Here is a 25,284-nt window from a genome sequence, read left to right as displayed (position 1 = left end):
TCCAATCGATCGTTGTCCATCGTTTTACACGCTTTCGAATCCCCCCCTTAGATTGCTGCTCGTGGGGTATGTATAGCCTGCCAAATAATATGATGCGACGAATAGTATAATGAAGAAGGTTTATTTGGAACCAGGTTTCTCAAGAATATGAAATGAGTTAGTTATTGCGATTGCACATATGAACATGCAAAGCTCGACAAAAAATGAGCTTTGCTTAGTATAACACTATTTTAGCGTCTGTATGTTCGGTTTTAAATAATTAATTACGTATTTTAGTTCATCTGACACGTAGTATGTCATTCTGGCTTACGTTATCCAATCTTTCATCTTTTTATAGATATTTTGTGACGGTAACGCTCCACCGCGTTCAATATTGCTTATATAGGACATTGAAATATTCAATTCTTCAGATACTTGTTTCAGTGTTAATCCACGATTGATGCGGCATTCCTTAAAATCACTACCAATGTTCTTGCAAATTTCTTCTTTAGTTTGCGTTAAGGTAAAATTGTTTGGCGACTGTATTGATTTCTTTCTCTCGATCGGCTCGTAATAGCTAACAATCTCGTCAGGTGGCGCGATGATGATCGTAGCATTCAACCAGACACGTAACCAGCCTTTCTTCGACATGCTGTCTTCATTCCATTGATTGTATTGCCAAAATGTAATTACGCCTTCTTCCTCCAATAAGTCAAGGGCTTTCTCCAGGCGGTCCCGAATACGTGAAGGCGCTTGTGAATCTATTGGGATACCAATTTTCTCGAGTAATGTACTGATTTTATGCGGCTGCAAGTAGCTCGCTTTTCGTGCCTGTGTACGCCAACGCCAGCTTACATAACGGATGAGTTTTTTCTCCCATTTCCGTTGATATGGATTGAATTCAATCGCTTGATTCGGTAATAACTTTACTTGTCTGGCAGCGCCTTGCAAGAAAGGATCAAAAACTTCCCCAATTGTCACATATAGACGTTCGGGTAGTGACTTTTCATTTAATTCGCATGGACTGCCGTCTTCATTCATAAAAATGAACGCACGTCCTTGCATCTTCTTGTTGACAGGTTTGCCTTGTTCATATACTAAAACCGACTCAAGTTCCATCCATAGTGACTGTATGATGGAAAGCGCTTTCAACACTTGGATACGTTGTTGTTTTTCATAGCCACCACGCCTCCCTGTTCCTCCGAGCTTTGGCTTCAGTCCACGGATTGTCAGTAGATCATCGAAGCGAATTTCTACGCGGTCACCTACTTGCGCCAAATACATATGACATATAGAATCCAATACGTCCACATCAACTTCCGATAACGATTCGACATCGTTACGCAGTTGAATCATACGACTTGTTGTTCGCTCCTCTTCACGCGGAAGTAGCTGCAAAGAACCTGCTAATCTTGGGCCTTGTATAGTTGCTCGTGGCCATTGATCGGGTTCGCAGACAAAGTGCTGGTTAGAAATCGCTTCCGTGATGAATTGATAGATGGCATTGCTCATGACGACAAGATTATTTGTTTTTGCTGTTGATTCGATAGGCTGATGTACAGAAATCTGCTCGCTGACTCCGAGTAATTGATTGATTTGCTCCATTGAATTTTTTTCTGATTCAAACACCGCAAGTATTTCGGAAACCATTTTTTCGATGTACACGTTGACGTCAGCGGTGAATGTATTCAGAAAACTATCGTTGGAAACGAAACATATCCTCATTTCTTCGAGAAATAATTCATTCAACGCTTCTCCGTCAAGAGCATTTAAAGTATTATAGCCATGCCTTTTAAGCATCTCACTGACGGTATGGTTCATTAAATACGTCCTGTACCACGTGCTGAATACATTCCAAGAATTCTCATCATTTAGACGAGTATGTGCATGTACCATTTTATCGTATTTAGCATGTAATTTATTTATGATTTCCCATTTGAGTGTTGGCTTATTCATAAGCAACGGTGTCAGATGACCTTCATAGGTGCTAAAAAATTTAGCGATCATGAACTCTGTCGCTTTCGAGAGCACTTCGCGTCTTGCATCCACACGAATCTTGAAAAACAAATCAATATTGTCCTCGTAGTCTTGCTGACGGACAATGAATGTCTCGTTTTTCCCCCTCGGAAAAATACGGTTGGCATCCACTTTTTTTCGTACGTTTTCAGATGGGAAATTAAGTAAGTAGTTATAGTCAAAGAAGTTGGGCTGGCGATCATGTATGATGATCACTTGGAATGGGTCGATTTTATTTGCGATGGCTTGATGATGGGTCAGTTCATAGTTCATGTCATTCAACAGTAAATCGTGATTAATCAAACAGAATCCCCTCCGATAAACCGTAAGTTCAGAATAGTATAACATGGATTTCCAAGATTCACTATTTACTTTTGGTTCAGTAGAAGGGATAGGCAGTAAAGAGTAGAACGAAAAAACAGCTTGAAAAGTTCGTTGATCAAACTTTTCAAGCTGTTTTATGAATGGTTAGTAGTTAAGATACTAACGCGCCTTGTAATTTGAGTTCTTCGATGAATAATGGAAGGACTTCGAACAAGTCGCCGACGATGCCGTAATCTGCCATTTTAAAGATATTCGCTTCTTCGTCACTGTTAATTGCGACAATCACTTTGGAGTTCGACATGCCTGCCATATGCTGGATCGCTCCTGAAATACCTACTGCGATATAGAGATCGGGCGTTACTACTTTTCCGGTTTGACCGATTTGTAGCGAGTAATCGCAGTAATCGGCATCACAAGCTCCCCTAGAAGCCCCTACAGCGCCTCCTAACAAGTCCGCCAGCTCATACAGTGTATTGAACCCTTCAGCGCTCTTAACACCCCGTCCGCCAGCGATAACGATTTTCGCTTCCGATAAATCTACGCCTTCCGTTTTCTTGCGGATCACTTCTTTGACGATCGTACGCAAGTCTTTGACATCTACTTCTTTGGCTGTGATATCGCCTTTTCGGCTAGCGTCAGGCTCCAACGCGGAAATATTATTCGGACGGATCGTGGCGAATAGCAGTCCATCGTTTTTCATCACTTTCTTTTCAAACGCTTTACCGGAGTAGATCGGTCTAGTGAAGATAGCTTGATCATCTTCTTTTTCGATTGCCACCGCATCCGAGATCAATCCAAGTTCCAAACGGCTTGCGATTTTTGGTGTCACATCTTTACCGACTGACGTATGGCCCATGATCATGCCGGATGGCTTTTCGTCTTCCATCACTTCCATGATCACCTGTCCGTAGCCTTCTGATGTATAATTGCTCAAGTTTGCATGTGAGACGGTAATGACACGATCTGCACCATAGTGAATCATTTCTTCAGCCGGTTGCTGCAAGTCTCCATCACCTAGTACCAATGCTAGAATTTCTGCATTGGCATTTAGTTGTTTTGCCGCTGCAATTGTCTCATAACTTACTTTACGAAGAACCCCTTGCTGCAATTCCCCGATTACTAGTATCTTTTCACTCATAGTAAAACTCCTTTCGTTTTGTAGATTGCTTAGATTACTTTCGCTTCACTAGACAATAAGCTGACCAGTTCTTTGACTTTTTCTCCCGTTTCGCCTACCAAAATCCGTCCTGCCTGCTTTTTAGGGGGTAAGAAAATAGAAATCGTAGCCGTCTTCGCTTCCACTTCGTCTTCATCGAGATCTAGATCATCGAGTTCAAGTTGCCCAAGCGGCTTTTTCTTTGCCTTCATGATACCTGGAAGGGACGTGTATCTTGGCTCATTCAGTCCTTGCTGGCACGTTACGAGTACCGGCATGGATACTTCGATTTTCTCGAGATCCCCTTCGACGTCTTTCTCGATTTTGGCCATTTTGTCTTCAATATCCAGCTTGACGATCGTCGTAATGAAAGGCATATTTAAACGCTCCGCAAGACGAGGTCCTACTTGTCCGCTTGCTTCGTCAATTGCCACATTCCCTGCGAGAATCAAATCCACTTCTTTTCCTTCAAAAAATGCTTCAAGAATTTTCGCGGTCGTGAATTGATCTCCTTCATCCAGGTCGTCACTCGTATTGATGAGTACCGCGTCATCTGCACCCATCGCAAGTGCCGTACGCAATTGCTTCTCTGAGTCCTCATCACCAATTGTGACAACCGTTACCGTTCCGCCGTGCTTGTCGCGTTGCTGGATCGCTTTTTCGACTGCGTATTCGTCGTACGGATTAATAATGAACTCCGCCCCGCTTTCATCAATACGACCACCTGACACGGAAATTGCTTCCTCCGTGTCGAATGTTTTTTTCAGTAAGACATAAATATTCATATAAAAGACTCCTCTCTATACTTTGCATCACAATTTATTTGATTTCTTCAGTTTGTAACGCTTTCGGCACAACGTTCGTATCGATCAAATCGTCTTCACTCGTGTGGATGCCAGGAATCGCTCGAGGAATCAACGGCAAGAAGAATAATGCAATGACGATGAAGCCCATTATTACCCACGATGTATTCACTATTGCTCCTACATTATTACCGCTTGCAGAGAAGATCGAGAAAGCAACGAGAGCTAATGATGCACCCATTCTCTGTGCAAGGTTCTCAATTACCGTATTCGTAAATGTCACGACATTCATTCGTTCCGTTGAAGCTTTGGATACGACAAGACCTTTCACTACGGGTGTTTGGAAACCTACACCGATACCGACCAGACTCATAGCAATGAACAAATACGTAAACGATGTAGTAAGTGTCACGAAATTCAACATGATGATTCCGGAAGAAAAGACAAGAATTCCCGATCCTATAATCAATCGTGCTGACAGCTTTTTCATAATTCTTCCGCTTAAATAGGCTGCGACTGATGTGCCAAGGAAAACGGCCATCTGCAGGAAACCTACCGTTGTAGCGGCTTTTCCTTGTACGCTTTGTACAAAGAATGTTAATAAGTACATCACACCCGAGTAACCAAGGAAGATGAACACCGCAATCGTCGTCGGTACCCAGAAGTTTCGATTCGCAACGTACTCTAAATCAAGCAACGGTGCTTTTTGTTTTTTCTCTACAAAGATCAAGATGATCAACGCTGTAAGGAAGACTAGCAATGATGGAATCCACATTCCAGATTTAATTCCGAAGCTGTTGATGAAGGTTGGAATCGTCAGCAAACCGAGCAATAGAGCGATGACGAAAATCAATCCGAGAACATCCAGCCTCTTACGTGCTTGTACTTTGACATGTGGAACAAAAGCAAAGAGTGCAATGCCTAAACCACCGAGAATAGCAGTGAATATAAAGCTTGCCTGCCAGTTCGCTGTATCGACGATCATACCGCTGATGACCGGACCAAATACCGCACCGATTGTAATAAACGCTGCAAACGTTCCAATCGCTTTCGCACGTTGTGTCCCGACCATGAATTTACCGGCATAGGCAATTCCCGATGGTGCAATCGCCGCACCCGAAATACCTTTAAAGAATAAACCGAGAACGAGCACCCAGAAAGAAAACGAGAAGGCTACAAGCAATGATCCGATGACCATGAACATACCGCCAATTAGGATGACGATCTTCAATCCGAACGAATCGCCAATCCATCCAAGTAGTGGCTGGAATCCTGTTAAACCAACAGCCAGACCCAGTTGCATCCAGACTGCGTATCCTGGCGTCAGATTAAATTCCGCCAGCATATGCGGGTATGCGGGAAGATGGGTTGCTAAACTTAACATAATAAAGAATGCTCCGAAACTTATGAATAAAAAACCCCTATTAATCGATTGATCTTTCAATGCCGCTTCATTCATTTAGTGGCCTCCCTTTATCGATAGTGTCATAGTTTTTACAAGCTTTATTCATTATGTCAAATCTAGTTGTGGTTTAAAGTGAAGATCTGCAGAAGGAGATTTCGATATGCTTGGCGCAAAACCGAAGCTCTCCTGCCACAGATCAGACGTTATGGACTGTTTACCGGATATTGATGACACAAGCTTTTTCTACTGTATAATCCAGAATTGAGTCTGTACCGTAACCGCTCTCTTTAACGCCGCTAAACGGGAGATCTGCACCTACTCTAGCGTACGTATTGACCCAGACATTACCTGCTTGGAGCTTATCAATCATACGATGTGCAAGACTGAGATTTTGTGTCCATACGCCCGCTGCCAGACCGAAGTTCGTGTCATTCGCGATTTGAATGGCCTCATCTTCCGTATCAAACGGAATAGCAACCGCCACAGGACCGAAAATTTCTTCACGAGCTAGTTTTGAACTGTTGTCTGCTACCTTAACGAGCGTAGGCTGCACCCAATAACCGTCCGCAAATTCTGGTTGCCCCGGCAAAACAGCTTCTCCACCGTACTTTCCTCCGAAGACCACTTCATACCCTTCTTTTGATGCCTCATCGATAAACCCGCAAACCGACTGAAATTGCGCTTCATTCGCGATAGGCCCCATCGTGTTGTTCGTATCCAGCGTATCACCGTGCTTGACGAATTCATTATTCGTCATCAACTCTTGTAAACGCCCAACCACTTCGTCGTAAATGGAGCGCTGGATCAGCATGCGTGAACCTGCCACACAAATCTGACCGGAGTTCGGTGTGAAGATTCCGTTGATCAATCCATGTACCGCTTGATCGATGTCCGCATCTTCAAAGACGATATTCGGAGATTTCCCCCCGAGTTCAAAGATCAACGACTTCGGTGAATGCGCAGTCGCTTTTGTAATACGCTCCGCCGTTGCTTTGGATCCTGTCAAACTCACTTTATTCACTTCTTTATGAGAGACTAGGTAATCCCCGATTTCACGACCCGCACCCGAAATGACATTCAGTACGCCAGGCGGTAAAATGCGTGAAATCAACTCCCCATATCGCAATGAACCGACCGCCGCACTCTCCGACGGTTTAATGACGACCGTATTGCCTGCTGCTAGCGCATAGGCAGCCTTAATCGTAAAGGTGAATAAGGGTGCGTTCCAAGGTAAAATTCCGACTACTACTCCGTATGGCTTACGTGAAGTGAAACCAAAATCCCCTGTACCCATCTGTACTGTACGACCTTGTGCACCTACTAGAGTTGCTGCTCCCGCTGCGTCGTACCAAACTTGCTTTAGTACTTCTGCCAAATAACCATACTCATCTAGTACCCAGCCGTTATTACGTGTTTCCAGTTCAAGCAATTCTGCAGCATACTCGGGAATCATATCCCCGATCTTGCGCATATAATCGCCTCGTGTACGTGCGGGTAGATTCGCCCAGTCTTCGAATGCTCCGCGTGCCGCCTGGATAACTTGCTCTGCGTCTTCCTTTTTACTCGAAGGAATCAACGCCCATACTTCCGCTGTAGATGGATCAATACTGTTCGATACAGCCCCGTCTTGTGCCTGTACCGACTTGCCGTTCATGATATTGCCGTAAGTCGTCAATTTGGATTTCTCGGATACGTTCGTCATATGTTTTCCTCCTTCAAATTACCAGCCTAGTGAAGCGACTACTTTTTCTTGATAGAAAGGGGTGGAACCCAAATACTGATCATAATAGCGAGCGCGCTTTACAAATAGATGGCAATCGATTTCTTCCGTGAATCCGATTCCACCGTGGATTTGGATATTATGTGCCGAAATTTCGATGAATTTCTCCGTCGCATATGTACGGGCGCTATAAATGGCCGCTTCTCGATCGAACTCGTCTGTATCTACTACCCAGTTGGCATAATGGCTCAGTGAACGGGCAATCTCCAAATGTACTTTCATATTGACGATACTGTGTTTGATCGCCTGGAAACGTCCGATCGCTTGGCCGAACTGCTCCCGAATCTTCGCATATTCCGTCGCCATATGGACAACACTTTCCATTGCGCCGACAATGTATGAACTTAGTGCGGCATTGAAGTACAACAGACCTTCTTGAAGCTGCATCCATCCCTTGTCTACTTCACCTATAATTTGATCTTCTTTGATGACTATATTAGTGAATTCAATTTTCGCTACATGTTTTGATTCGTCAAAGGAAGATAACTTCTCGATGTTCATTCCTACTGTCTTGTCAATCAGCACAAGAGACAATCCGTCTTCTTGATCCTCTTGGTTGGTGCGTACCAATAGGAGGAATGCATCTGCAAGTTCCGCTTCCGGTACAAGCGTCTTCGTGCCGTTTAGCACATACTGTCCGTCCTGTTGTACTAATGCACATTGGATACCTGCTGGGGAGAAGTCGTTGAAAGGCTCCAGTGCTGCGAATGAAACCAGTTTTTCTCCTGAAGCAATCGCTGGTAGATATTGTTGCTTCTGCTCCTCTGTTGCGTATTTCTTAAGCGTCGGTACTACCAACGCGGAAGTTTCCATGAACAAGCCAGGTACTAGTGAACGTCCCATCTCTTCGAACGTCGGAACGAGATCAAGTGCATCCAAATCCATACCGTCGTATTCTTCAGGAATGTTGATACCGCTACATCCAAGTTCAGCTAATGTCGTGTACACTTTCTTTAGGTTTTCTGGATTATTGTCAATCATTTCTCGAGCCAGCTGTGTACCGCCATATTTATCCAACATTTTGCGGATATGTCCACGGAACATTTCCTGCTCTTCTGTTAATGAAAAGTCCATATTTCATCCCTCCAAATCTATTAACGTCCCATGTCTTTCGGCAATCCGAGTACGCGCTCACCAATCGTATTACGCTGTACTTCACTCGTTCCGCCACCAATTGTCTGTCCGAATGAGGCGAGGAATACATGTTGCCACTTCGGATCCGCTACGGCATCTTTATCAAATAGCACGCCTTGATGTCCTTGAATCTCCACGGCAAATGCTGAGAGTGCTTGGTTCAATTCGGTTACTACCAATTTATCGATGGACGTTTCCGCTCCTGGTTGACCGTTCTTAATCGTAGTAGTTAGATTTTTATAGTAATTCAATAGTGATCCACGCACGCGGGCATAAAAATTCGCCAATTTTTGTCTGACTATAGGATTTTCAATCACTGGCTTTCCATTTACTTTATACTGCTGTGCCAGTTCCACGGTATCGTTGAATTGTTTTTCGAGTGTGAAGAGTTCCGCACCGATTCCTGTACGCTCATGGAGCATTAAGGCAATCAATACATGCCAGCCTGCGTCTACTTGTCCAACGATATCTGCATCGCTCGCCACAGCGTCTGTCATATACACTTCGTTAAAGTCTTTATGTCCGTCCATCTGCACGATCGGAACCGTTTCGACTCCCGGTTGGTGCATATCCATCATGAACACGGTAATTCCACGGTGTTTCTTTTCGGGATGCGTACTCGTTCTCGTCAACAGGAAACATTTATCCGCCACGTGGCCAAAACTTGTCCAGACTTTCTGACCATTGATAAGCCAGCGATCGCCGTCTTTTACCGCACGTGTTTTCAAGCCTGTTAAATCAGACCCTGCGCCAGGTTCTGAATAACCTTGGCACCATATTTCTTCGCCTGTTAAGATTTTTTTCAAATATTTCTCTTTTTGTTCATCCGTTCCGATATCGATCAATGTAGGACCTACCATATGGATCCCGATATAGTTGATGAGTGGCGGCGCTTTGACGCGTACCATTTCTTGGTGGTAGATGATTTCTTCCATCAAGGTGGCGTTGCGACCGCCATATTCTTTTGGCCAAGCAATCGCTGCCCATCCGCCTTCATACAATTTATTCTGCCATGCACGTAACACGCGGGAGTATTCATCCAAGTCTTCCGGCAAGTCGCGTTTGCCTTCTAGCCAGCCTTCAGGAAGATTGGCTTCAAGCCATGTTCGTAGTTCGGTTCTAAATTTTTCTTCTTTTTTCGTGAAAGAAAAATCCATACTCGCTCATCCTTTCTATCTCGTCTATCGATCAGTTCGTAACGGGAATCCACTGTGGCAATGCACGGTCTTCCGTAATATCCACCCACGTCATTTGAATCGGCATACCGATTGCCAAATCTTTTTCTTCGCAATTCAAAATATTGCCCATGATTTTCACTTCCGGCACTTTATCAAGCTGTGCGAGAGCGATAATCGTCGGTAACTCCTCTTGGAAGCCTGGTAAGAATGGGCGGTAGGAAACCACATACGAATAGACTGTGGCTTTAATATCGTTGCCTAATTGTTCCCAGGTGACATTTTCACTTCCGCATTTTGCGCACGTAGGGCCTGGCGGTTGTGAGTACGCAGTACAGTCACCACATTTTTGCAGAGCCAGTTGGTGTTGGTCCGCTGCATCCCAGTACGGAGCATTATCTAGATCTTTCAATGGTATAGGTTTTTGGTAAGCAGTCTTTGCTTGTGTCATAGTGATTCCTCCTAGTTTCGTAAGATCATGGCGCCTGCGATATCCGGTCCGGCCCAGCCTGTACAAATACCGATTTTGCAATCTTCTACTTGGCGGTCGGTTCCTTCGTAGTCATGGCGCAACTGTCTGACGATTTCAATCGCATTGTTCATTCCGTGTGTGTACCCTTCGGATAACATGCCGCCCGCTGTATTGGTTGGCAGTTTACCGCCGATCTTCAAGTTACCTTCTGCAACAAAATCTCCCACTTCTCCGCGTTTTGCAAATCCGTATGCTTCAAGCTGACGCATAACAACCCAGCTAAAACAGTCATAGATGGAGGCAACATCGATATCGTCCGGTGTCACACCCGCGTTTTCATAGAGCTCTTCCGCTACGTAATCAGAAGCAACTTGGTCGATATCGTTCCAGTAATGCGCGTGCGGATGACATTGTCTTGCCGCCATTCCCATGATATAGACCGGTTTCGACGCACAGTCTTTCGCTTTTTCAGCAGACGTTACGATGATCGCATTTCCTTCATCGAGTTCTAGGCATGAATCATGAATGTTAAATGGAGAACTAATATCCGGTGTAGCAAGATAGTTTTCCATCGTTAACGGCTTACCATGCAGGAATGCTTTTGGATTTCGTTGCGCATGTTCATAGAAGCTCAAGCACACATGCCCGAGATGTTCTTTCGTAATGCCCGTCTCATGCATATGACGTGTCGCATACATGCCGAACCATTGCGATGGGCTGGCCGATCCGTACGGAATCACGAAGCTTCCGCCTGCGAGTGCTCCTTGTAGCATATCGGGATCATATCCGCGACCTACACGAGTCCCGGAGCTTCCGTTCATCGAACGATAGATTAATACCGTGTTCAGCTGGCCTGCTTCAATGAGCGCCACTGCATCCGCAATAAGCATTTCCGTACTCGCTCCGCCCCCCTGGATATCCTTCACATATTTCGGTCGTACACCGAGATAGGTGGCCAATTGATGGGACGTACAGGAATCCCCTTCGTTATAGTTCATGAATCCGTCGATGTCCGTCGCCTTCAAGCCCGCATCTTTGATTGCTGCGTTGGCCGCTTCAAGCGCCAAGTGCAGAGGCGTGGTTCCCGATTTTCTTGAGCGTTCGCTCTCTCCTACCCCTACGATGGCATAGCGATCTTTAATAGTTCCCATAGCTATATTCCCCCTATTTCACGTCTGTTTATGTCAGTTGTAAGATCGTGCTGCCTGATCCAACCACTTCGCCTGATACTTTCTCGGCCGTTAAATCCAGTGCGATCCATCGCTTGCCCTCTTCTTCATATGTTCGATTGACTACACCCGAGCAGCGTATTTCATCGCCCGGTACCGTCATTTTGCCGAAACGCATCTTGAAATTTGCCACGCGTGCTTTCTTGCCAGCAATTTTCATCACATACTCCCCAAGGAAACCCATGACGAGCATGCCGTGCGCTATGACTCCATCCATTCCGATCTTCTGCGCAAACCCATCGTCCAGATGCAACGGATTAAAATCCCCGGAAGCACCTGCATATTGTGCGAGTTGCACTTTCGTAATCGGTGGCTTCACCATCGGTTCCAGTTTCTGATCCACGGTCCATTCTTCCAACACCCAATCTTTGATCATCTGAAGTCCCTCCCATTAGTTTTTCGCTGCGCGATAGACGATATTCATTCGGCTAATACAGACGAGTTCGCCTGTTTGATCTTTCATTTCCGTATCGAGCTTCAGGAACTGCATCTTGCCGCTCTTTCCTTCTTTGTCATACAGATCACGTACTTTGATCTGGCAACGTAGTTGATCGCCTATGCGGATTGGTTTGTAGTAAAGGAATTCCTGCTCACCGTGTAGCATCCGGCGGTGGTCCAGTTGTAAGGGCATTTTGACTTTGCCGTCGTTCATCGCAATCGGAAATGTCGGTGGGACAATTAGCCCGACGTACGCCGACTCCTTCGCATACTGGTCGTCTGTATAGAGTGGATTGTCGTCTCCGATGGCAGTGGCGAACTGGCCAACATGCCGACTTTCTACTTCAAACACGTATTCGTCACTCGTTAAGCCTATAACGCTTTTATCCAAGTCCATTTTCCATCCTCCTCTCATTTGGTGATGATCAATGCATCTGCCGCTACAATGCCGTCTTCGTAAACGATTAACGGGTTAATGTCTATTTCCTGGATGATATCCGAGTAGTCTTCAATTAATCTAGAAACTTTCAGTAACACGTCGATGATGGCTTCTTGATCGACGGGCTTTTTATTGCGTACGCCATGTAGGATTTGATAGCCCTTCAAGCTTTCCATCATATCGATAGCATCTTGTCTTGTGATCGGTGCGGCACGGAAAGATACATCTTTGAAGACTTCTACAAAGACACCACCGAGACCAAACATGATAACAGGGCCGAATGTCGGATCACTCGTTACACCAACGATGACTTCTACGCCTTCAGGCAACATTTCCTGGACGGATATGCCGTGAAGATCCGCTGTTGGGCAATGTTCTTTTGCGCTGCCGTAGATTTCCTTGAACGCCCGGCGTACTTCCTGCCCGTTCTGGACATTCAGCCGAATGCCGTTGACTTCCGTCTTATGCGGAATATCAGGCGAATCGATTTTCATGACGACCGGATACCCCATGTGATTCGCAGCTTGTACTGCGTCATCCGCCGTTTTAGCAGTGATTCGCTTCGCTGTGCGGATACCGTATGCGGAGAGGATTTCGCTCGACTGTGATTCGCTCAACGTTTGATTGGCGGGTAACAGGTGCCGGATGTTCGATACGTCCAATTCTGTTTTTGTAGGCTCGTCGCTGATTTTGTGCGCTTTTCTGTATGCCTCTGCATACTCCACTAATTTTGCCAACGAGCGGATAGGATTCATATCACCGAGAATGAACGGAATGCCGTTGTCCTCGAGATACTGGACACCTTTTGGAATCGACATGCCTTTTAGCGGGAAGTTCGATATCATGACGAACTTATCCGAGTTCTTGCAGATCTCAACGAATTCCTGAAGAAGCGGTGTGTTTTCATCCCAGTGAATAGGGAACTCGGGAAATATGATGATGTCCGTATCGGGATCCTTGACGAGTACTTTTAATGGAGCGAGATATAATTCCGGATTGGTGATCGATGCGGCTGCCGTTAAATCAACCGGGTTGGAAGCGCTTGCAAAACTGGGAATGTTTTTCTCAATTTCTTTTCGCACTTTATCGCTTAGCGCATGGATGTTTAATCCGTACGATTCACAACGATCCGCTTCGTTGATTCCTCTGCCGCCTGAACTCGTGACGATCACGGTATTTTTGCCTGTCGGGAGTTTATTGGCCAAGAATAATTTAGAGAATGAAAGAATGTCATCGTAATCGTCTGCACGCACAATGCCCGCTTGCTTGAAGAATCCGTCATACACTTGATCAGCACCCGCCAATGAGCCAGTATGTGATGCCGCTGCACGACTGCCCGCGCTGCTTCGTCCGGACTTCATGATGACGATCGGTTTATTGATTTGAAGTGCGAATTTCGCTAGTTTCCGTAACTTCGCTGCGTTTTTCTCGCCTTCCAAATAGCCGCTTGCTACTTTTGTTTTGGGGTCATGCAACATGTATTCAATGACGTCAGAGAAGCTTACATCGACTTCATTGCCGACACTGACGAAGTAATTAAATGTCAATCCATGTTGAGCTGCCGCAATATACGTCAACACGCCAAACGCGCCACTTTGCGTAACAAACCCCACTTCACGTTTCTTGCCAAGCGGCACATTCGTGAGTCCTGGAGAGAATGTCCCCATCAAGCCATTTGTTGTATTGAGAAGACCTACACAGTTTGGGCCGATCAATCGCATATCGTATTGATCAGCGATTTCTTTCAGGCGGTTTTGTGCAATCATTCCTTCTTCGCCGATCTCCGAGTAGCCGGATGCAAAGACAATCGCCGCCTTGACACCGCTTTCACCGCAATCGATCAAACATTTCTCCACCTGATGAATGCCGACACAGAGAATAGCCAAATCGACTGGTTTAGGTGTATCGCCTACGCTTGCGTAACAAGGTAATTCCCCAATCTCTTTCGATGTAGGATGGATGGGGTAGATCTCGCCTTCAAAGCCTGCGTCTAGTAGCGCTTTCAATTGCAAGTAACCAATTTTATTCGTGTTTTCCGAAGCACCTAGTACGGCTACTCTTTTCGGGTTGAATAAGGGATCCAGATCCATATTCGATGGTAGTACTTCATTCATCATTTTCATCATCTTTTCACCTCTACGCTTTCTTATGATCTATTTACTGGCTTGAGTAGAATCATAGCAAAGGGGGTTTTCCATTATCTTTTCTTTTTTGCGTTAAATAATTAATGTTATTAGGAGTGAAATGAGTAAACGAACAGACGGCCATCGCTTGATGTGTAAGCACTTTTATTATGTATTATTTTCTAATTAGTCTAGATAGACCCGACTTTTGTGCAAGATGGCCTCGACTATCGAGAGGGATGGGCGCTTTTTCTATGGAATTTCGAGGTTATTATGCATGGTTTGTGAAATGTATATTATGATGTTGAATACAAAACAAAGCAAAAAAGCATCCCATGAAGTGATGTAACTTCATAGGACGCTCCCGTTATGCTTACTTACTATCCTTCTTCACCGTCACCACTTGCACAATCTGTCCGTCTTTCGCTTCGTCCACTACAGAACTTCCTGTAGACTGGCGATTAGTATTTTTTATCGACATCGGCTCAACCTCTATCTTTAGACCTTTAGACGTGTGAATCACGAACTCTTCATCGTCTTTCACAAGCTTCATATCTACCACTCGATATGGATTGGATTTGAGTTCTTTAATGATTGTGACACCTCGTAGTGCTCTAGAGCTCGTCTCGAATTCTGAAATGTTCATTCTTTTTACAGTTCCACGCTGTGTCGCTACAAATACATTACGTGCTTGCTCTGTAATCACTTCAAATGCCACCAACTCGTCCTCGGCTTTGAGATTAATGCCCTTGACGCCGCCTGTACGTATACCAGTAATGGCGAGCTCTGACAAGGCAAATCGTAGTGAATAAGCTTGTTTACTTACCAATAATACGTCTTCTTTACCCGTTATAACCCGTGCACCCACCAATCGATCGTCTTTTTTGACGTTCATTGCTTTGAATGTACGGTTAAAACGTTGCACTTGGAAGTCAGTCAGTTTCGATATTTTCACATTCCCATTGGATGAAGCAGTTAAAATACTGCTATTTTCATCAAATTTTTCAAGGGCGATCACGTCTACCAGCTCTTCACCTGGTTCAAGTCCGCAAATACTGGATAGATGCTGCCCTAAATCACGCCAGCGGATCTCTGGCAGCTCGTGGACTGGTTGGTAGATGTAATTACCGAATGATGTGAACAACAGCAAGTGATGCTGTGTATTCAGTGCAGATTCGATTAGATTATAATCATGTTCTCTCATTTCTTGACCTTTTCCACCCGAAGCGGAGTACGAACGCATACTGGTACGTTTGACATAGCCGCCTTTTGTGACGGATACCATGACTTCTTCGCTAGGGATCAGAATATCGAGATCCACTCTCAGTTCCTCAATTTTTTCTTCAATCACGGAACGGCGTGGTTCGGAAAATTGCTTGCGGATGGCTTTGATTTCTTTCATCAAAACAGATTTCAATTTAGCTTCGCTTGCAAGAACCGCTTCTAACTCTTGGATTAAATCACGTAGTTCTTGTTCCTCACGTTTTAATTCTGTTATGTCTGTATTCGTCAATCGGTATAATTGCAATGAAACGATGGCTTCTGCTTGAACTTCAGTGAATTCATAGGCATTGACCAAGTTCAACTTCGCATCTTTCTTATCTTTTGACGCGCGAATGGTCTTAATGACTTCATCGAGGATCGATAGGGCTTTTATTAAGCCGTCTACGATATGTAATCGTTCTTTCGCTTTACGGATATCGAAGGTAGAACGTCGTGTAATGACCTCTTTTTGATGATCAATATACGCGTCCAGAAGCATCGGGAGAGACATTAACATCGGACGCCTACCCGCAATAGCAATCATATTGAAGTTGTACGTGATTTGTAAATCCGTATGCTTCAACAAATACTGCATGATGGCTGTGCCGTCCATTTCTTTCTTCAGCTCGACGACGATACGCATTCCTGTACGGTCAGATTCATCACGAATTTCCGCAATACCGTCTAAACGACGGTCATGGCGCAGTTCATCCATCTTCTTCACTAAATTGGCTTTATTGACGTCATAGGGGATTTCCGTAATGACAATTTGAGATTTACCTGCTTTTAACTGCTCAATTTCCCACAACGCGCGGATAATGAAACGCCCTTTACCTGTCTTATAGGCAGTACGGATTCCATCTGTCCCTTGAATAATCGCACCTGTCGGGAAATCGGGCCCAGGAATGACTGTCATTAGCTCATCCACGCTGACATTCGGCTTTTTCAAGCGCATCAACACGGCATCGATCACTTCATGCAGTGCGTGAGGCGGAATATCGGTCGCGTACCCTGCAGAGATACCTGTAGAACCATTCACTAGCAAATTCGGGAAACGTCCAGGTAAAACGGTTGGTTCAAGTTCTGTATCGTCAAAGTTGAATGCAAAATCGACTGTTTCTTTGCGGATATCGCGCAACATCTCACTCGCGATAGCAGACAGTCGTGCTTCGGTGTAACGCATTGCGGCCGCGGAGTCTCCATCGACCGAACCATTATTTCCTTGCATATCTATCATTTCATGACGCAGTTTCCATGATTGACTCATACGGACCATCGCATCGTAGACGGACGTATCACCGTGCGGGTGATAGTTACCGATTACGTTACCGACTGTTTTTGCGGATTTACGGAACGCTTTTTCATGTGTATTGCCTTCATGGAACATCGCATACAAAATACGACGTTGTACCGGCTTTAATCCGTCCCGTGCATCTGGAATTGCACGGTCTTGGATAATATATTTACTATAACGCCCAAAACGGTCACCAATTACTTCTTCCAAGGGCAGATCTTGAAACGTTTCTGACTGTGTCATTCCGTATCCCCCTCAACATGTATATATGCATTATCCAAAATATTATGTTCTTCAATCAAGCCGAAATCGACATTCTCTTCAATCCATTTACGACGTGGTTCGACTTTATCACCCATCAACGTGGTCACGCGACGCTCAGATTTCGCTCCATCTTCAATCGTCACACGAATCAACGTTCGTGTCGATGGATCCATCGTCGTTTCCCATAATTGATCCGCGTTCATCTCCCCAAGACCTTTGTAGCGTTGAAGCATATAGCCTTTTCCAACTTTTTCGATAGCTTCCTCTAGATCATCATCCGTCCACGCATAAGCCAGCTTCTCATTTTTACCGGCCCCTTTAAATACTTTGAATAAAGGCGGCAGTGCGATATACACTTTACCTGCTTCAATTAACGGCTTCATATAGCGATAGAAGAACGTCAACAGTAGCACTTGAATGTGCGCACCATCGGTATCGGCATCGGTCATAATAATCACTTTGTCGTACGCAGCATCTTCGATTTGGAAATCAGCACCTACTCCACCACCGACTGCATGGATGATCGTGTTGATTTCTTCATTTTTCATAATGTCTTCGAGTTTCGCTTTTTCGGTATTGATGACTTTACCACGAAGCGGCAAAATTGCTTGGAACGTACGATCACGTCCCTGCTTTGCTGAACCGCCAGCGGAATCACCTTCAACTAGATACAACTCATTCTTCGCAGCATTACGTGATTGTGCCGGGGATAATTTACCGGATAACAATGTATCGGATTTTTTGCGTTTTTTACCTGAACGCGCATCTTCACGCGCTTTTCGTGCGGCTTCACGTGCTTGATGTGCACGGATTGCCTTACGGACAAGATTTGCGCTCAGTTCCGCATTTTCTTCAAGGAAATACAGCATTTTTTGCGAAATGACGGCATCTGTCACCGTTCGTGCTTCACTCGTGCCGAGTTTACCTTTCGTTTGGCCTTCAAACTGCAAGATTTCTTCCGGGATTCGTACGGAAACGATCGCCGCAATCCCTTCACGGATATCCGAGCCATCGAGATTTTTATCTTTTTCTTTCAATAAACCCGCTTTACGTGCATATTCATTCACCACACGTGTCATCGCAGCTTTCGCACCGGTTTCGTGCGTCCCTCCGTCTTTAGTTCGGACGTTGTTAACGAAGGAAAGAATCGTTTCAGCATAACCGTCGCTGAACTGGAACGCAAATTCGACTTCAATGCCGTCGACTTCACCTTCGAGATACGCTACGTCATGTAAAACTTCTTTTTCTTCATTCAAATAGGCGACAAACGCTTCAATACCTGATTCGTAATGAAAGATATCTTGCTTATCTGTAGTTTCTTCTGTTAGCGTAATCTTTAAACCTTTCAATAGAAAAGCGGACTCACGCAATCTTTCTGCCAGTGTGTCATATTGATATTTAATTGTCGAGAAGATCGTCGTATCCGGTTTAAAATGGATCATGGTTCCTGTCTCTCGAGTTTTACCGATTTCTTCAAGTGTTGTAGTCGGTTTACCGCCATGCTCAAAGCGTTGGTGAAATTTCTTGCCTTCTCGATGGATCGTCACTTCTAGCCACTCGGACAATGCATTGACAACGGATGCTCCTACACCGTGTAAGCCACCACTCGTTTTGTAGCCGCCTTGCCCAAACTTTCCGCCCGCATGCAAGACTGTCATAATTACTTCAGCAGTTGGTTTCCCTGACTCATGCTTCCCGGTCGGCATACCACGTCCGTAGTCTCGTACGCTGACACTGCCGTCTTTATGGATTGTGACGTCAATTTCATGACCGAAGCCAGCTAGTGCTTCATCAACCGAGTTATCCACTATTTCGTAGACTAAGTGATGCAGACCTCTTGTGTCGGTCGAACCGATGTACATTCCCGGCCTTTTTCGTACCGCTTCCAAGCCTTCTAAAATTTGAATGGAACTATCATCATACGTATTTTGTATTTTCTGTTTCGTCAAAATGAAACCCCCGTCAAACAAATGTTCTATTATTTTAATCATACATCTTCTGATAAACCTTGTCAAATCAACGTTTTGTTTCAGCTCAACCTATTGTATAGAAGAAATGTACGGAATGCAACGAGCAAACCATGACAACACACCGAACGATTTATGCGGAAATTCCTTTTTTCGGCTGTTCTTCATCTTCCTCTAGAATTCTATTATTGTCCAGAACTTATGCATCTGCTACACTAATAATAAAATAGTTTATCATGCATAAAGGGGTTCACTATGGAAAATTACGTTATCATTCTGGCAGCTTATTTGCTTGGCTCCATCCCTTCCGCTCTGTGGATCGGCAAACTTTTTTATGGAACCGATGTTAGACAACATGGCAGTGGAAACATGGGTGCGACGAATACATTTCGGGTACTCGGAAAAAAAGCTGGCATCGTCGTCACACTGCTAGACATCTTCAAAGGAACGGCGGCTGTCTTATTGCCGTTATGGCCAGTATTCCACGATACAGCGATTCATCCATTGATTCTTGGAGTCGTCGCCGTACTTGGACACATCTTCCCTATTTTTGCAGGACTAAGAGGCGGAAAAGCCGTTGCGACTTCTGGTGGAGTATTACTCGGTTATAATTGGCCCATTTTCTTATTAGTCGTCATTACGTTTTTAATTGCGTTAAAATTGACAAAGATGGTATCGTTAACATCCATCATCGTGTCTGTCATGGGACCACTATACTGTCTCATTTATTACTTTATGGGTGGCGATCTGTATTTATTTTTAGTCGTCGCACTGATGGGCCTTTTCATTTTTTATCGCCATCGTGACAATATTAGTCGGATTAAGAATGGATCTGAACCGAAAGTGAAATGGCTATAGATTTTTCACGGGAAAGGATGTATGGAGCATGAATATTCACCTATCCGAACAAGCCATTCATTGGTTTGAAGAAGAAATGGAAGTCGCTACAGGCGATTATGTCAAGTTTTTTGCGCGTTATGGCGGATCCAGTCCATTGCATGAAGGTTTTTCCATAGGTATTACAAAAGAAGAACCAGACGAGCTGGCAGTCGAAAACGTCGTGAACGGCGTGCATTATTACATAGAAGAACGAGATCTTTGGTTCTTCGATGGACATGACTTGCATATTGATGCCGATTCGGCAACGGAAGAATTATCTTTTGACTATGAAGTAGCGTAAATTACAAGAAAAATGGTAAGCATCACTGCTATAAAGAGTGATGCTTACCATTTTTTAATCGGTGTAATTGATGTAATTGCCCTTCTTGCCTCAAAATTTCTACTTGACGTTCCCCAAGTAAATCGAAATGCGGATATTTTTCGCGTGCGTGGATCCATTCCGGCTGTAAACCGTATGTATTTCCCCACTTTATGAGCTTTTCGACATCACTGCACCCCGCTTTTGTGACAGTATTGACTGTCGGAAACCGGTCATCTAACCAATAATGTGTCAAAAACGCAATTTCCTCACGCTGTACCGCATTTTTCCACTCCTTTAATTGCTGTCGATCGATTCCAAATGCCATCAGCCTTCGCCTCGCTGAATTTTTGTGTATGTTGCATCCCAATCCGGATGAATTTTGCGCAAGGATACTGGTCGGAAGTTTTCTTTTTTCACTACTACGTGCTCAGAAACACCGGTGGCGGCAATCGATCCGTCTGCATGCAGGATTTCATAGCCATAGACCGTACGTAGCTTGCCGTGCGACTCGACCCACGTTTTGACAGTAATGGTCTCACCGTATGTAATCGACGTCTTATACTTCACTGACAGCTCGGTTACAGGCGCCAAGTAGCCGTCGCGCTCAAGCTGTGCATATTCGTATCCGAGATCTTTGATCAGTGTAGTCCGGCCAATTTCCATCCAAATTAAGTAGTTGGCATGGTAAACGACGCCCATCTGATCGGTTTCTGCGTATCGCACTTCGATTTCTTTTTCACTCGTAAACATGTGATCACCTCATGTTCTAGTATAGCGAACGAGAAAGTGAATTGCTTGTGATAGACATTATGGGAGTGGAAAATGTAGGTAGAGACGTGGAGCTATGAGCGGATATAGCTTAAGTGTGAGCGGATACGGACCGTGCTAGAGCGATGGTCTCGTATCATAGAGCGCTTGGCGGTATCCATAGAGCGGACACACATGAGCTATGAGCGCTTATTCGAATGAATGAGCGCCGACGCGATGGTTTTCACAATATCCCCACTTGTCAAACTGTAAAACGCGAAAAAAGATGCCCGGCATAGCCGAGCATCTTTACTTATTTCTATATTACTTTGCTGCTAATTTATTACGTAGAACCATTTGAAGGATTCCGCCGTGACGGTAGTAGTCCACTTCAACTTCAGAGTCGAAACGAGCTAGTACTTCAAATTCAGTTTCCTTGCCGTCTGGAGCTTTCGCTGTAACTTTAAGGATTGAACGTGGTTTTACGCCTTCAGCGATATTCACACAGATTTCTTCTTCACCAGTTAAACCTAGAGATTCAACGTTTTCACCATTGATGAATTGAAGTGGAAGTACACCCATCATCACTAGGTTAGAACGGTGAATACGCTCGAAGCTTTCTACGATAACTGTTTTGATGCCAAGCAAGTTTGTACCTTTTGCTGCCCAGTCACGTGAAGAACCCATTCCGTAGTCTTTACCACCAAGGATAGCTAGACCTGTACCGTCTTCTTGATACTTCATAGCTGCATCATAGATCGGCATAACTTCTTTGTTTGGCCAGTACGTAGTGAATCCACCTTCAGTGCCAGCTGCGATTTGGTTACGAATACGAATGTTCGCAAACGTTCCGCGCATCATGACTTCGTGGTTACCACGACGTGAACCGTAAGAGTTGAAGTTACGTGGCTCTACGCCATTTTCACGCAAGTACAGACCAGCAGGTGTATTCAAACCGATAGCTCCTGCAGGTGAAATATGGTCAGTCGTGATAGAATCACCGAACTTACCGATTACACGCAAGCCGTTAAGCGGTTCGATATCACCTGGTTCTTTCGAAAGGTTTTCGAAGAACGGTGGGTTTTGGATATACGTTGAAGACTCATCGAAATCGTATAGTGAATCGTCAGTCGTTTCAATTGCATTCCATGCTTCGTTTTCAGTGAATACGCGAGCATATTCTTTACGGAACAATTCAGGTGTAACTGTAGCGTTCAATACATCGTTAACTTCTTGTGTAGAAGGCCAGATGTCTTTGAAGAATACGTCGTTGCCGTCTTTATCTGTTCCGATTGGGTCTTTCGCAAAGTCAATGTTCACTGTTCCAGCTAGTGCATATGCTACAACTAGTGGAGGTGAAGCCAAGTAGTTCGCTTTCACAAATGGGTGCACGCGGCCTTCAAAGTTACGGTTACCTGATAGGACAGATGTAACTAGAAGATCTTCGTCACCAATTGTTTTTTCGATTTCCGGAAGCAATGGACCGGAGTTACCGATACATGTAGTACATCCGTAACCTACAGTGTTGAATCCGATTTGATCCAAGTAATCAGTTAGACCTGATTCGTTCAAGTAGCCTGTTACGACTTTTGAACCCGGTGCCAATGAAGTTTTAACGTATGCAGGAGGTGTAAGTCCTTTTTCAACAGCCTTCTTCGCAACCAATCCAGCCGCTAACATAACGTAAGGGTTAGATGTGTTTGTACAAGAAGTGATAGCTGCGATCGCAACGTCACCTGTTTTCAGCTCAACTTTACGTCCGTCATCGAACTTAATTGTGCCTTTTTTCTTAAGCTCTTTTGGTGTTAAACCATAGCCTTGTGTTCCTTCTGGAGCTACAACTGCGTCTTTGAACGACTGTTGCATTTCAGTCAATGGAATCAAGTCTTGTGGACGTTTAGGACCTGAAAGGTTTGCAGCGATGTCACCAAGGTTAATTTCTACAACTTTAGTGAATGTCGGCTCTTCCTTTTCAGGAGTGAAGAACATATCGTTTTCGATCAAGTATTGCTTAACTACTGCAATATGCTCTTCGTCGCGGCCTGTTAAGCGCATATAGTTAAGTGACTCTTCGTCAACTGGGAAGAATCCACAAGTAGCACCATATTCAGGCGCCATGTTTGCGATTGTCGCACGGTCAGCAAGTGGCAATTTAGAAACGCCAGGGCCGAAGAACTCAACGAATTTACCTACAACGCCTTGTGCACGAAGGATTTGCGTTACTTTAAGCGCTAAGTCCGTTGCAGTTGTACCGTCTGGAAGATCGCCAACTAATTTTACACCGATAACTTCTGGAATCGGGAAATATGAAGGTTGTCCAAGCATTCCTGCTTCTGCTTCGATACCACCAACACCCCATCCAAGTACGCCGATACCGTTGATCATGGTTGTATGGGAGTCCGTTCCAACTAATGTATCCGGGTATGTTTCGAATGATCCATCTTCGTTTTCAACCGCGTGAACAACGTTTGCTAGATATTCAAGGTTTACTTGGTGAACGATACCTGTTGCAGGTGGTACTGCACGGTAGTTATCGTATGCTTTTTGTGCCCAGCTCAAGAACTGGTAACGCTCAGCATTACGTTCGAATTCAAGTTCCATGTTTAGTTGTAGAGCTTCTGGCGTACCATAGCTATCTACTTGTACAGAGTGGTCAATTACTAGATCCACTGGAATTTCAGGATTGATCTCGTTTGGATCTCCACCTAGTTCGTTCATTGCAGAACGCAATGAAGCCAAGTCTACTACAACAGGAACTCCTGTGAAGTCTTGTAGAATTACACGTGAAGGTTTGAATGGAACTTCAGCGTCTGCGTTTTGTACAGTGCCCCATTTAGCCAAATCTTCTACATGGTCGTCCTTGATCACGTATCCGTCGTGTTGACGAAGTACGGATTCTAGTAATACTCTTACAGAATAAGGAAGTTTTGATACTTTTGTTAGTCCTGCTTCTTCTAAAGCTTTCAAACGGTAGTAGTTATACGTCTTGTCGTTTACTTTGAAAGACTGACGGCTATTATGCAAGTTGCTTTTTGCCATTTTATGTTTCCTCCCTTTATGTACTGAAAGACGAAAAGTGCACATCTTTCCTCTACTCCATCTTAGTATAGCAAAGAACAATAGTAAAATACATATAAATTATAGGTATACATAAGAAAAGCTTATGACTAATCGAAATATCATTAAGAATTCTCAATTAGTCGTTTCTATTCTCAAATAGCGTCACATTCTCTCGTAAAAATGCCGTTTATGCCATTTACTGTATATCTATTTTTAGAAAATAATACATAACTATTTTAAATATTTTATGTTTTATTACGAAATTATGTATGGTAATGAAGTCTTTAGTGTCTTTACATATGTTTAGACATCATGCCGCCACTATGAGAAAATAATGAAAAGGAGAGGTTTTGTATGAAGAAAGCATTACTCGTTATCGATTATACAGTAGATTTTGTAGCAAGGGACGGTGCATTGACTTGCGGTGATCCAGGTATCGCGCTTGAGCAGTATATTGTGGAGCAAACAACGGAGTATGTACAACACCAATTGCCAGTATTCGTCATTAATGACGTGCATGAAAAAAATGATCCGTACCATCCGGAAAGCAAACTATTCCCTCCTCACAACATTCGAGGCACAGTAGGCAGAAATCTTTATGGGAAACTGCAGGATCTCTATACCGAACATAAACAAGAAATTAGTTGGATGGATAAAACACGCTACAGTGCATTTGCCGGAACAGATCTCGATATCCAATTGCGCGCACGCGGTATTACGGAAATCCATCTTATGGGTGTATGCACGGATATTTGCATCTTACATACTGCAGTCGATGCGTACAACCTTGGCTACACGATTGTTGTTCATGAAGGCGGTGTCGCAAGTTTCAACGCTGCAGGCCACGACTGGGCTCTCTCTCACTTCCAAAACACATTGGGCGCAACTGTGATAGCGAAATAAAGTCAGACAAAAGTTCAGCAGGCATTTGACCTGTCTGAACTTTTTTATCGAAAAATGTTTGAGGTATTAAAAAGATGGTAATACCAATACTAAGCAAGAGCTACATAACATA

20 protein-coding genes are annotated in these 25,284 nt (G+C 44.3%); 3 read left to right on the top strand and 17 right to left on the bottom strand.

What is annotated here, in order from left to right; genetic code table 11:
* Nucleotides 1-306 precede the first annotated feature (306 nt).
* From CSV77_RS14035 to parE, 14 genes are all read right to left on the bottom strand, one after another.
* On the bottom strand, nt 307-2,298 hold the full coding sequence (locus CSV77_RS14035) for a helix-turn-helix domain-containing protein (protein WP_158232080.1): 1,992 nt from the start codon (nt 2,296-2,298) through the stop codon (nt 307-309).
* A gap of 172 nt (nt 2,299-2,470) precedes the next feature.
* Complete coding sequence (locus CSV77_RS14030; protein WP_099673878.1) at nt 2,471-3,457, bottom strand: electron transfer flavoprotein subunit alpha/FixB family protein; 987 nt, start codon at nt 3,455-3,457, stop codon at nt 2,471-2,473.
* Between the two features lie 29 nt (nt 3,458-3,486).
* Nucleotides 3,487-4,260 carry an electron transfer flavoprotein subunit beta/FixA family protein gene (locus tag CSV77_RS14025; RefSeq protein ID WP_099673877.1) on the bottom strand — a complete coding sequence of 258 codons (774 nt, stop codon included), beginning with the start codon at nt 4,258-4,260 and terminating at the stop codon, nt 3,487-3,489.
* Between the two features lie 34 nt (nt 4,261-4,294).
* The gene (locus CSV77_RS14020) at nt 4,295-5,737 is read right to left on the bottom strand and encodes an MFS transporter (protein ID WP_099673876.1); all 1,443 of its coding nucleotides are present in this window, start codon (nt 5,735-5,737) and stop codon (nt 4,295-4,297) included.
* Nucleotides 5,738-5,897: 160 nt separating this feature from the next.
* Nucleotides 5,898-7,385 (bottom strand): aldehyde dehydrogenase family protein, encoded by a 1,488-nt coding sequence (locus CSV77_RS14015; protein ID WP_099673875.1) that lies wholly within the window; start codon nt 7,383-7,385, stop codon nt 5,898-5,900.
* Between the two features lie 18 nt (nt 7,386-7,403).
* A complete protein-coding gene (locus CSV77_RS14010; protein ID WP_099673874.1) occupies nt 7,404-8,537 on the bottom strand; it encodes an acyl-CoA dehydrogenase family protein in 1,134 nt (377 codons plus the stop codon).
* A gap of 20 nt (nt 8,538-8,557) precedes the next feature.
* Complete coding sequence (locus CSV77_RS14005; RefSeq protein WP_099673873.1) at nt 8,558-9,754, bottom strand: acyl-CoA dehydrogenase family protein; 1,197 nt, start codon at nt 9,752-9,754, stop codon at nt 8,558-8,560.
* A 31-nt stretch (nt 9,755-9,785) separates the two neighbouring features.
* Nucleotides 9,786-10,223, bottom strand: coding sequence for a Zn-ribbon domain-containing OB-fold protein (locus tag CSV77_RS14000; protein WP_099673872.1), 438 nt, complete (start codon nt 10,221-10,223; stop codon nt 9,786-9,788).
* Between the two features lie 11 nt (nt 10,224-10,234).
* Nucleotides 10,235-11,395, bottom strand: coding sequence for a thiolase C-terminal domain-containing protein (locus CSV77_RS13995; protein WP_099673871.1), 1,161 nt, complete (start codon nt 11,393-11,395; stop codon nt 10,235-10,237).
* Between the two features lie 28 nt (nt 11,396-11,423).
* Nucleotides 11,424-11,849, bottom strand: coding sequence for a MaoC/PaaZ C-terminal domain-containing protein (locus CSV77_RS13990; protein ID WP_099673870.1), 426 nt, complete (start codon nt 11,847-11,849; stop codon nt 11,424-11,426).
* A 15-nt stretch (nt 11,850-11,864) separates the two neighbouring features.
* Nucleotides 11,865-12,308 (bottom strand): FAS1-like dehydratase domain-containing protein, encoded by a 444-nt coding sequence (locus CSV77_RS13985; RefSeq protein WP_099673869.1) that lies wholly within the window; start codon nt 12,306-12,308, stop codon nt 11,865-11,867.
* Nucleotides 12,309-12,322: 14 nt separating this feature from the next.
* Complete coding sequence (locus CSV77_RS13980) at nt 12,323-14,476, bottom strand: acetate--CoA ligase family protein (protein ID WP_233212259.1); 2,154 nt, start codon at nt 14,474-14,476, stop codon at nt 12,323-12,325.
* Nucleotides 14,477-14,846: 370 nt separating this feature from the next.
* Nucleotides 14,847-17,273 (bottom strand): DNA topoisomerase IV subunit A, encoded by a 2,427-nt coding sequence (gene parC / locus CSV77_RS13975; RefSeq protein WP_099673868.1) that lies wholly within the window; start codon nt 17,271-17,273, stop codon nt 14,847-14,849.
* The gene (gene parE, locus CSV77_RS13970) at nt 17,270-19,285 is read right to left on the bottom strand and encodes a DNA topoisomerase IV subunit B (RefSeq protein ID WP_233212258.1); all 2,016 of its coding nucleotides are present in this window, start codon (nt 19,283-19,285) and stop codon (nt 17,270-17,272) included. Before parE ends, parC begins: the two co-directional genes overlap by 4 nt.
* Before the next feature lie 231 nt (nt 19,286-19,516).
* Between parE and plsY the strand changes: the two genes are divergently transcribed.
* Nucleotides 19,517-20,119, top strand: coding sequence for a glycerol-3-phosphate 1-O-acyltransferase PlsY (plsY, locus tag CSV77_RS13965; protein ID WP_099632303.1), 603 nt, complete (start codon nt 19,517-19,519; stop codon nt 20,117-20,119).
* A gap of 28 nt (nt 20,120-20,147) precedes the next feature.
* Complete coding sequence (locus CSV77_RS13960) at nt 20,148-20,441, top strand: HesB/YadR/YfhF family protein (protein WP_099673866.1); 294 nt, start codon at nt 20,148-20,150, stop codon at nt 20,439-20,441.
* A gap of 28 nt (nt 20,442-20,469) precedes the next feature.
* Here the strand turns inward: CSV77_RS13960 and CSV77_RS13955 are convergent, their stop codons facing one another.
* The 3 genes from CSV77_RS13955 to acnA form a co-directional block, all read right to left on the bottom strand.
* Nucleotides 20,470-20,787 (bottom strand): hypothetical protein, encoded by a 318-nt coding sequence (locus tag CSV77_RS13955; protein WP_099632301.1) that lies wholly within the window; start codon nt 20,785-20,787, stop codon nt 20,470-20,472.
* Nucleotides 20,787-21,212 (bottom strand): acyl-CoA thioesterase, encoded by a 426-nt coding sequence (locus CSV77_RS13950; protein ID WP_099673865.1) that lies wholly within the window; start codon nt 21,210-21,212, stop codon nt 20,787-20,789. The genes CSV77_RS13955 and CSV77_RS13950 overlap by 1 nt, the downstream gene beginning before the upstream one ends.
* A 321-nt stretch (nt 21,213-21,533) precedes the next feature.
* On the bottom strand, nt 21,534-24,248 hold the full coding sequence (gene acnA, locus CSV77_RS13945; RefSeq protein WP_099673864.1) for an aconitate hydratase AcnA: 2,715 nt from the start codon (nt 24,246-24,248) through the stop codon (nt 21,534-21,536).
* A 375-nt stretch (nt 24,249-24,623) separates the two neighbouring features.
* On the opposite strand from acnA, the gene CSV77_RS13940 reads away from it, so the two are divergent.
* A complete protein-coding gene (locus CSV77_RS13940; RefSeq protein WP_099673863.1) occupies nt 24,624-25,172 on the top strand; it encodes a cysteine hydrolase family protein in 549 nt (182 codons plus the stop codon).
* Nucleotides 25,173-25,284 lie beyond the last annotated feature (112 nt).

This window comes from Sporosarcina sp. P16b, from assembly GCF_002743065.1.
GTDB lineage: Bacteria > Bacillota > Bacilli > Bacillales_A > Planococcaceae > Sporosarcina.
The sequence above is the reverse complement of the archived record's forward strand: the minus strand, read 5'-3'. Positions and strand labels throughout refer to the sequence as shown.

What these genes read in the sequence shown, in the direction of transcription:
- CSV77_RS14030 (WP_099673878.1), bottom strand. Translation starts at nt 3,457, where the DNA reads ATGAGTGAAAAGATACTAGTAATCGGGGAATTGCAGCAAGGGGTTCTT.
- CSV77_RS14025 (WP_099673877.1), bottom strand. Translation starts at nt 4,260, where the DNA reads ATGAATATTTATGTCTTACTGAAAAAAACATTCGACACGGAGGAAGCA.
- CSV77_RS14020 (WP_099673876.1), bottom strand. Translation starts at nt 5,737, where the DNA reads ATGAATGAAGCGGCATTGAAAGATCAATCGATTAATAGGGGTTTTTTA.
- CSV77_RS14015 (WP_099673875.1), bottom strand. Translation starts at nt 7,385, where the DNA reads ATGACGAACGTATCCGAGAAATCCAAATTGACGACTTACGGCAATATC.
- CSV77_RS14010 (WP_099673874.1), bottom strand. Translation starts at nt 8,537, where the DNA reads ATGGACTTTTCATTAACAGAAGAGCAGGAAATGTTCCGTGGACATATC.
- CSV77_RS14005 (WP_099673873.1), bottom strand. Translation starts at nt 9,754, where the DNA reads ATGGATTTTTCTTTCACGAAAAAAGAAGAAAAATTTAGAACCGAACTA.
- CSV77_RS14000 (WP_099673872.1), bottom strand. Translation starts at nt 10,223, where the DNA reads ATGACACAAGCAAAGACTGCTTACCAAAAACCTATACCATTGAAAGAT.
- CSV77_RS13995 (WP_099673871.1), bottom strand. Translation starts at nt 11,395, where the DNA reads ATGGGAACTATTAAAGATCGCTATGCCATCGTAGGGGTAGGAGAGAGC.
- CSV77_RS13990 (WP_099673870.1), bottom strand. Translation starts at nt 11,849, where the DNA reads ATGATCAAAGATTGGGTGTTGGAAGAATGGACCGTGGATCAGAAACTG.
- CSV77_RS13985 (WP_099673869.1), bottom strand. Translation starts at nt 12,308, where the DNA reads ATGGACTTGGATAAAAGCGTTATAGGCTTAACGAGTGACGAATACGTG.
- CSV77_RS13980 (WP_233212259.1), bottom strand. Translation starts at nt 14,476, where the DNA reads ATGATGAAAATGATGAATGAAGTACTACCATCGAATATGGATCTGGAT.
- parC (WP_099673868.1), bottom strand. Translation starts at nt 17,273, where the DNA reads ATGACACAGTCAGAAACGTTTCAAGATCTGCCCTTGGAAGAAGTAATT.
- parE (WP_233212258.1), bottom strand. Translation starts at nt 19,285, where the DNA reads ATGATTAAAATAATAGAACATTTGTTTGACGGGGGTTTCATTTTGACG.
- plsY (WP_099632303.1), top strand. Translation starts at nt 19,517, where the DNA reads ATGGAAAATTACGTTATCATTCTGGCAGCTTATTTGCTTGGCTCCATC.
- CSV77_RS13960 (WP_099673866.1), top strand. Translation starts at nt 20,148, where the DNA reads ATGAATATTCACCTATCCGAACAAGCCATTCATTGGTTTGAAGAAGAA.
- CSV77_RS13955 (WP_099632301.1), bottom strand. Translation starts at nt 20,787, where the DNA reads ATGGCATTTGGAATCGATCGACAGCAATTAAAGGAGTGGAAAAATGCG.
- CSV77_RS13950 (WP_099673865.1), bottom strand. Translation starts at nt 21,212, where the DNA reads ATGTTTACGAGTGAAAAAGAAATCGAAGTGCGATACGCAGAAACCGAT.
- acnA (WP_099673864.1), bottom strand. Translation starts at nt 24,248, where the DNA reads ATGGCAAAAAGCAACTTGCATAATAGCCGTCAGTCTTTCAAAGTAAAC.
- CSV77_RS13940 (WP_099673863.1), top strand. Translation starts at nt 24,624, where the DNA reads ATGAAGAAAGCATTACTCGTTATCGATTATACAGTAGATTTTGTAGCA.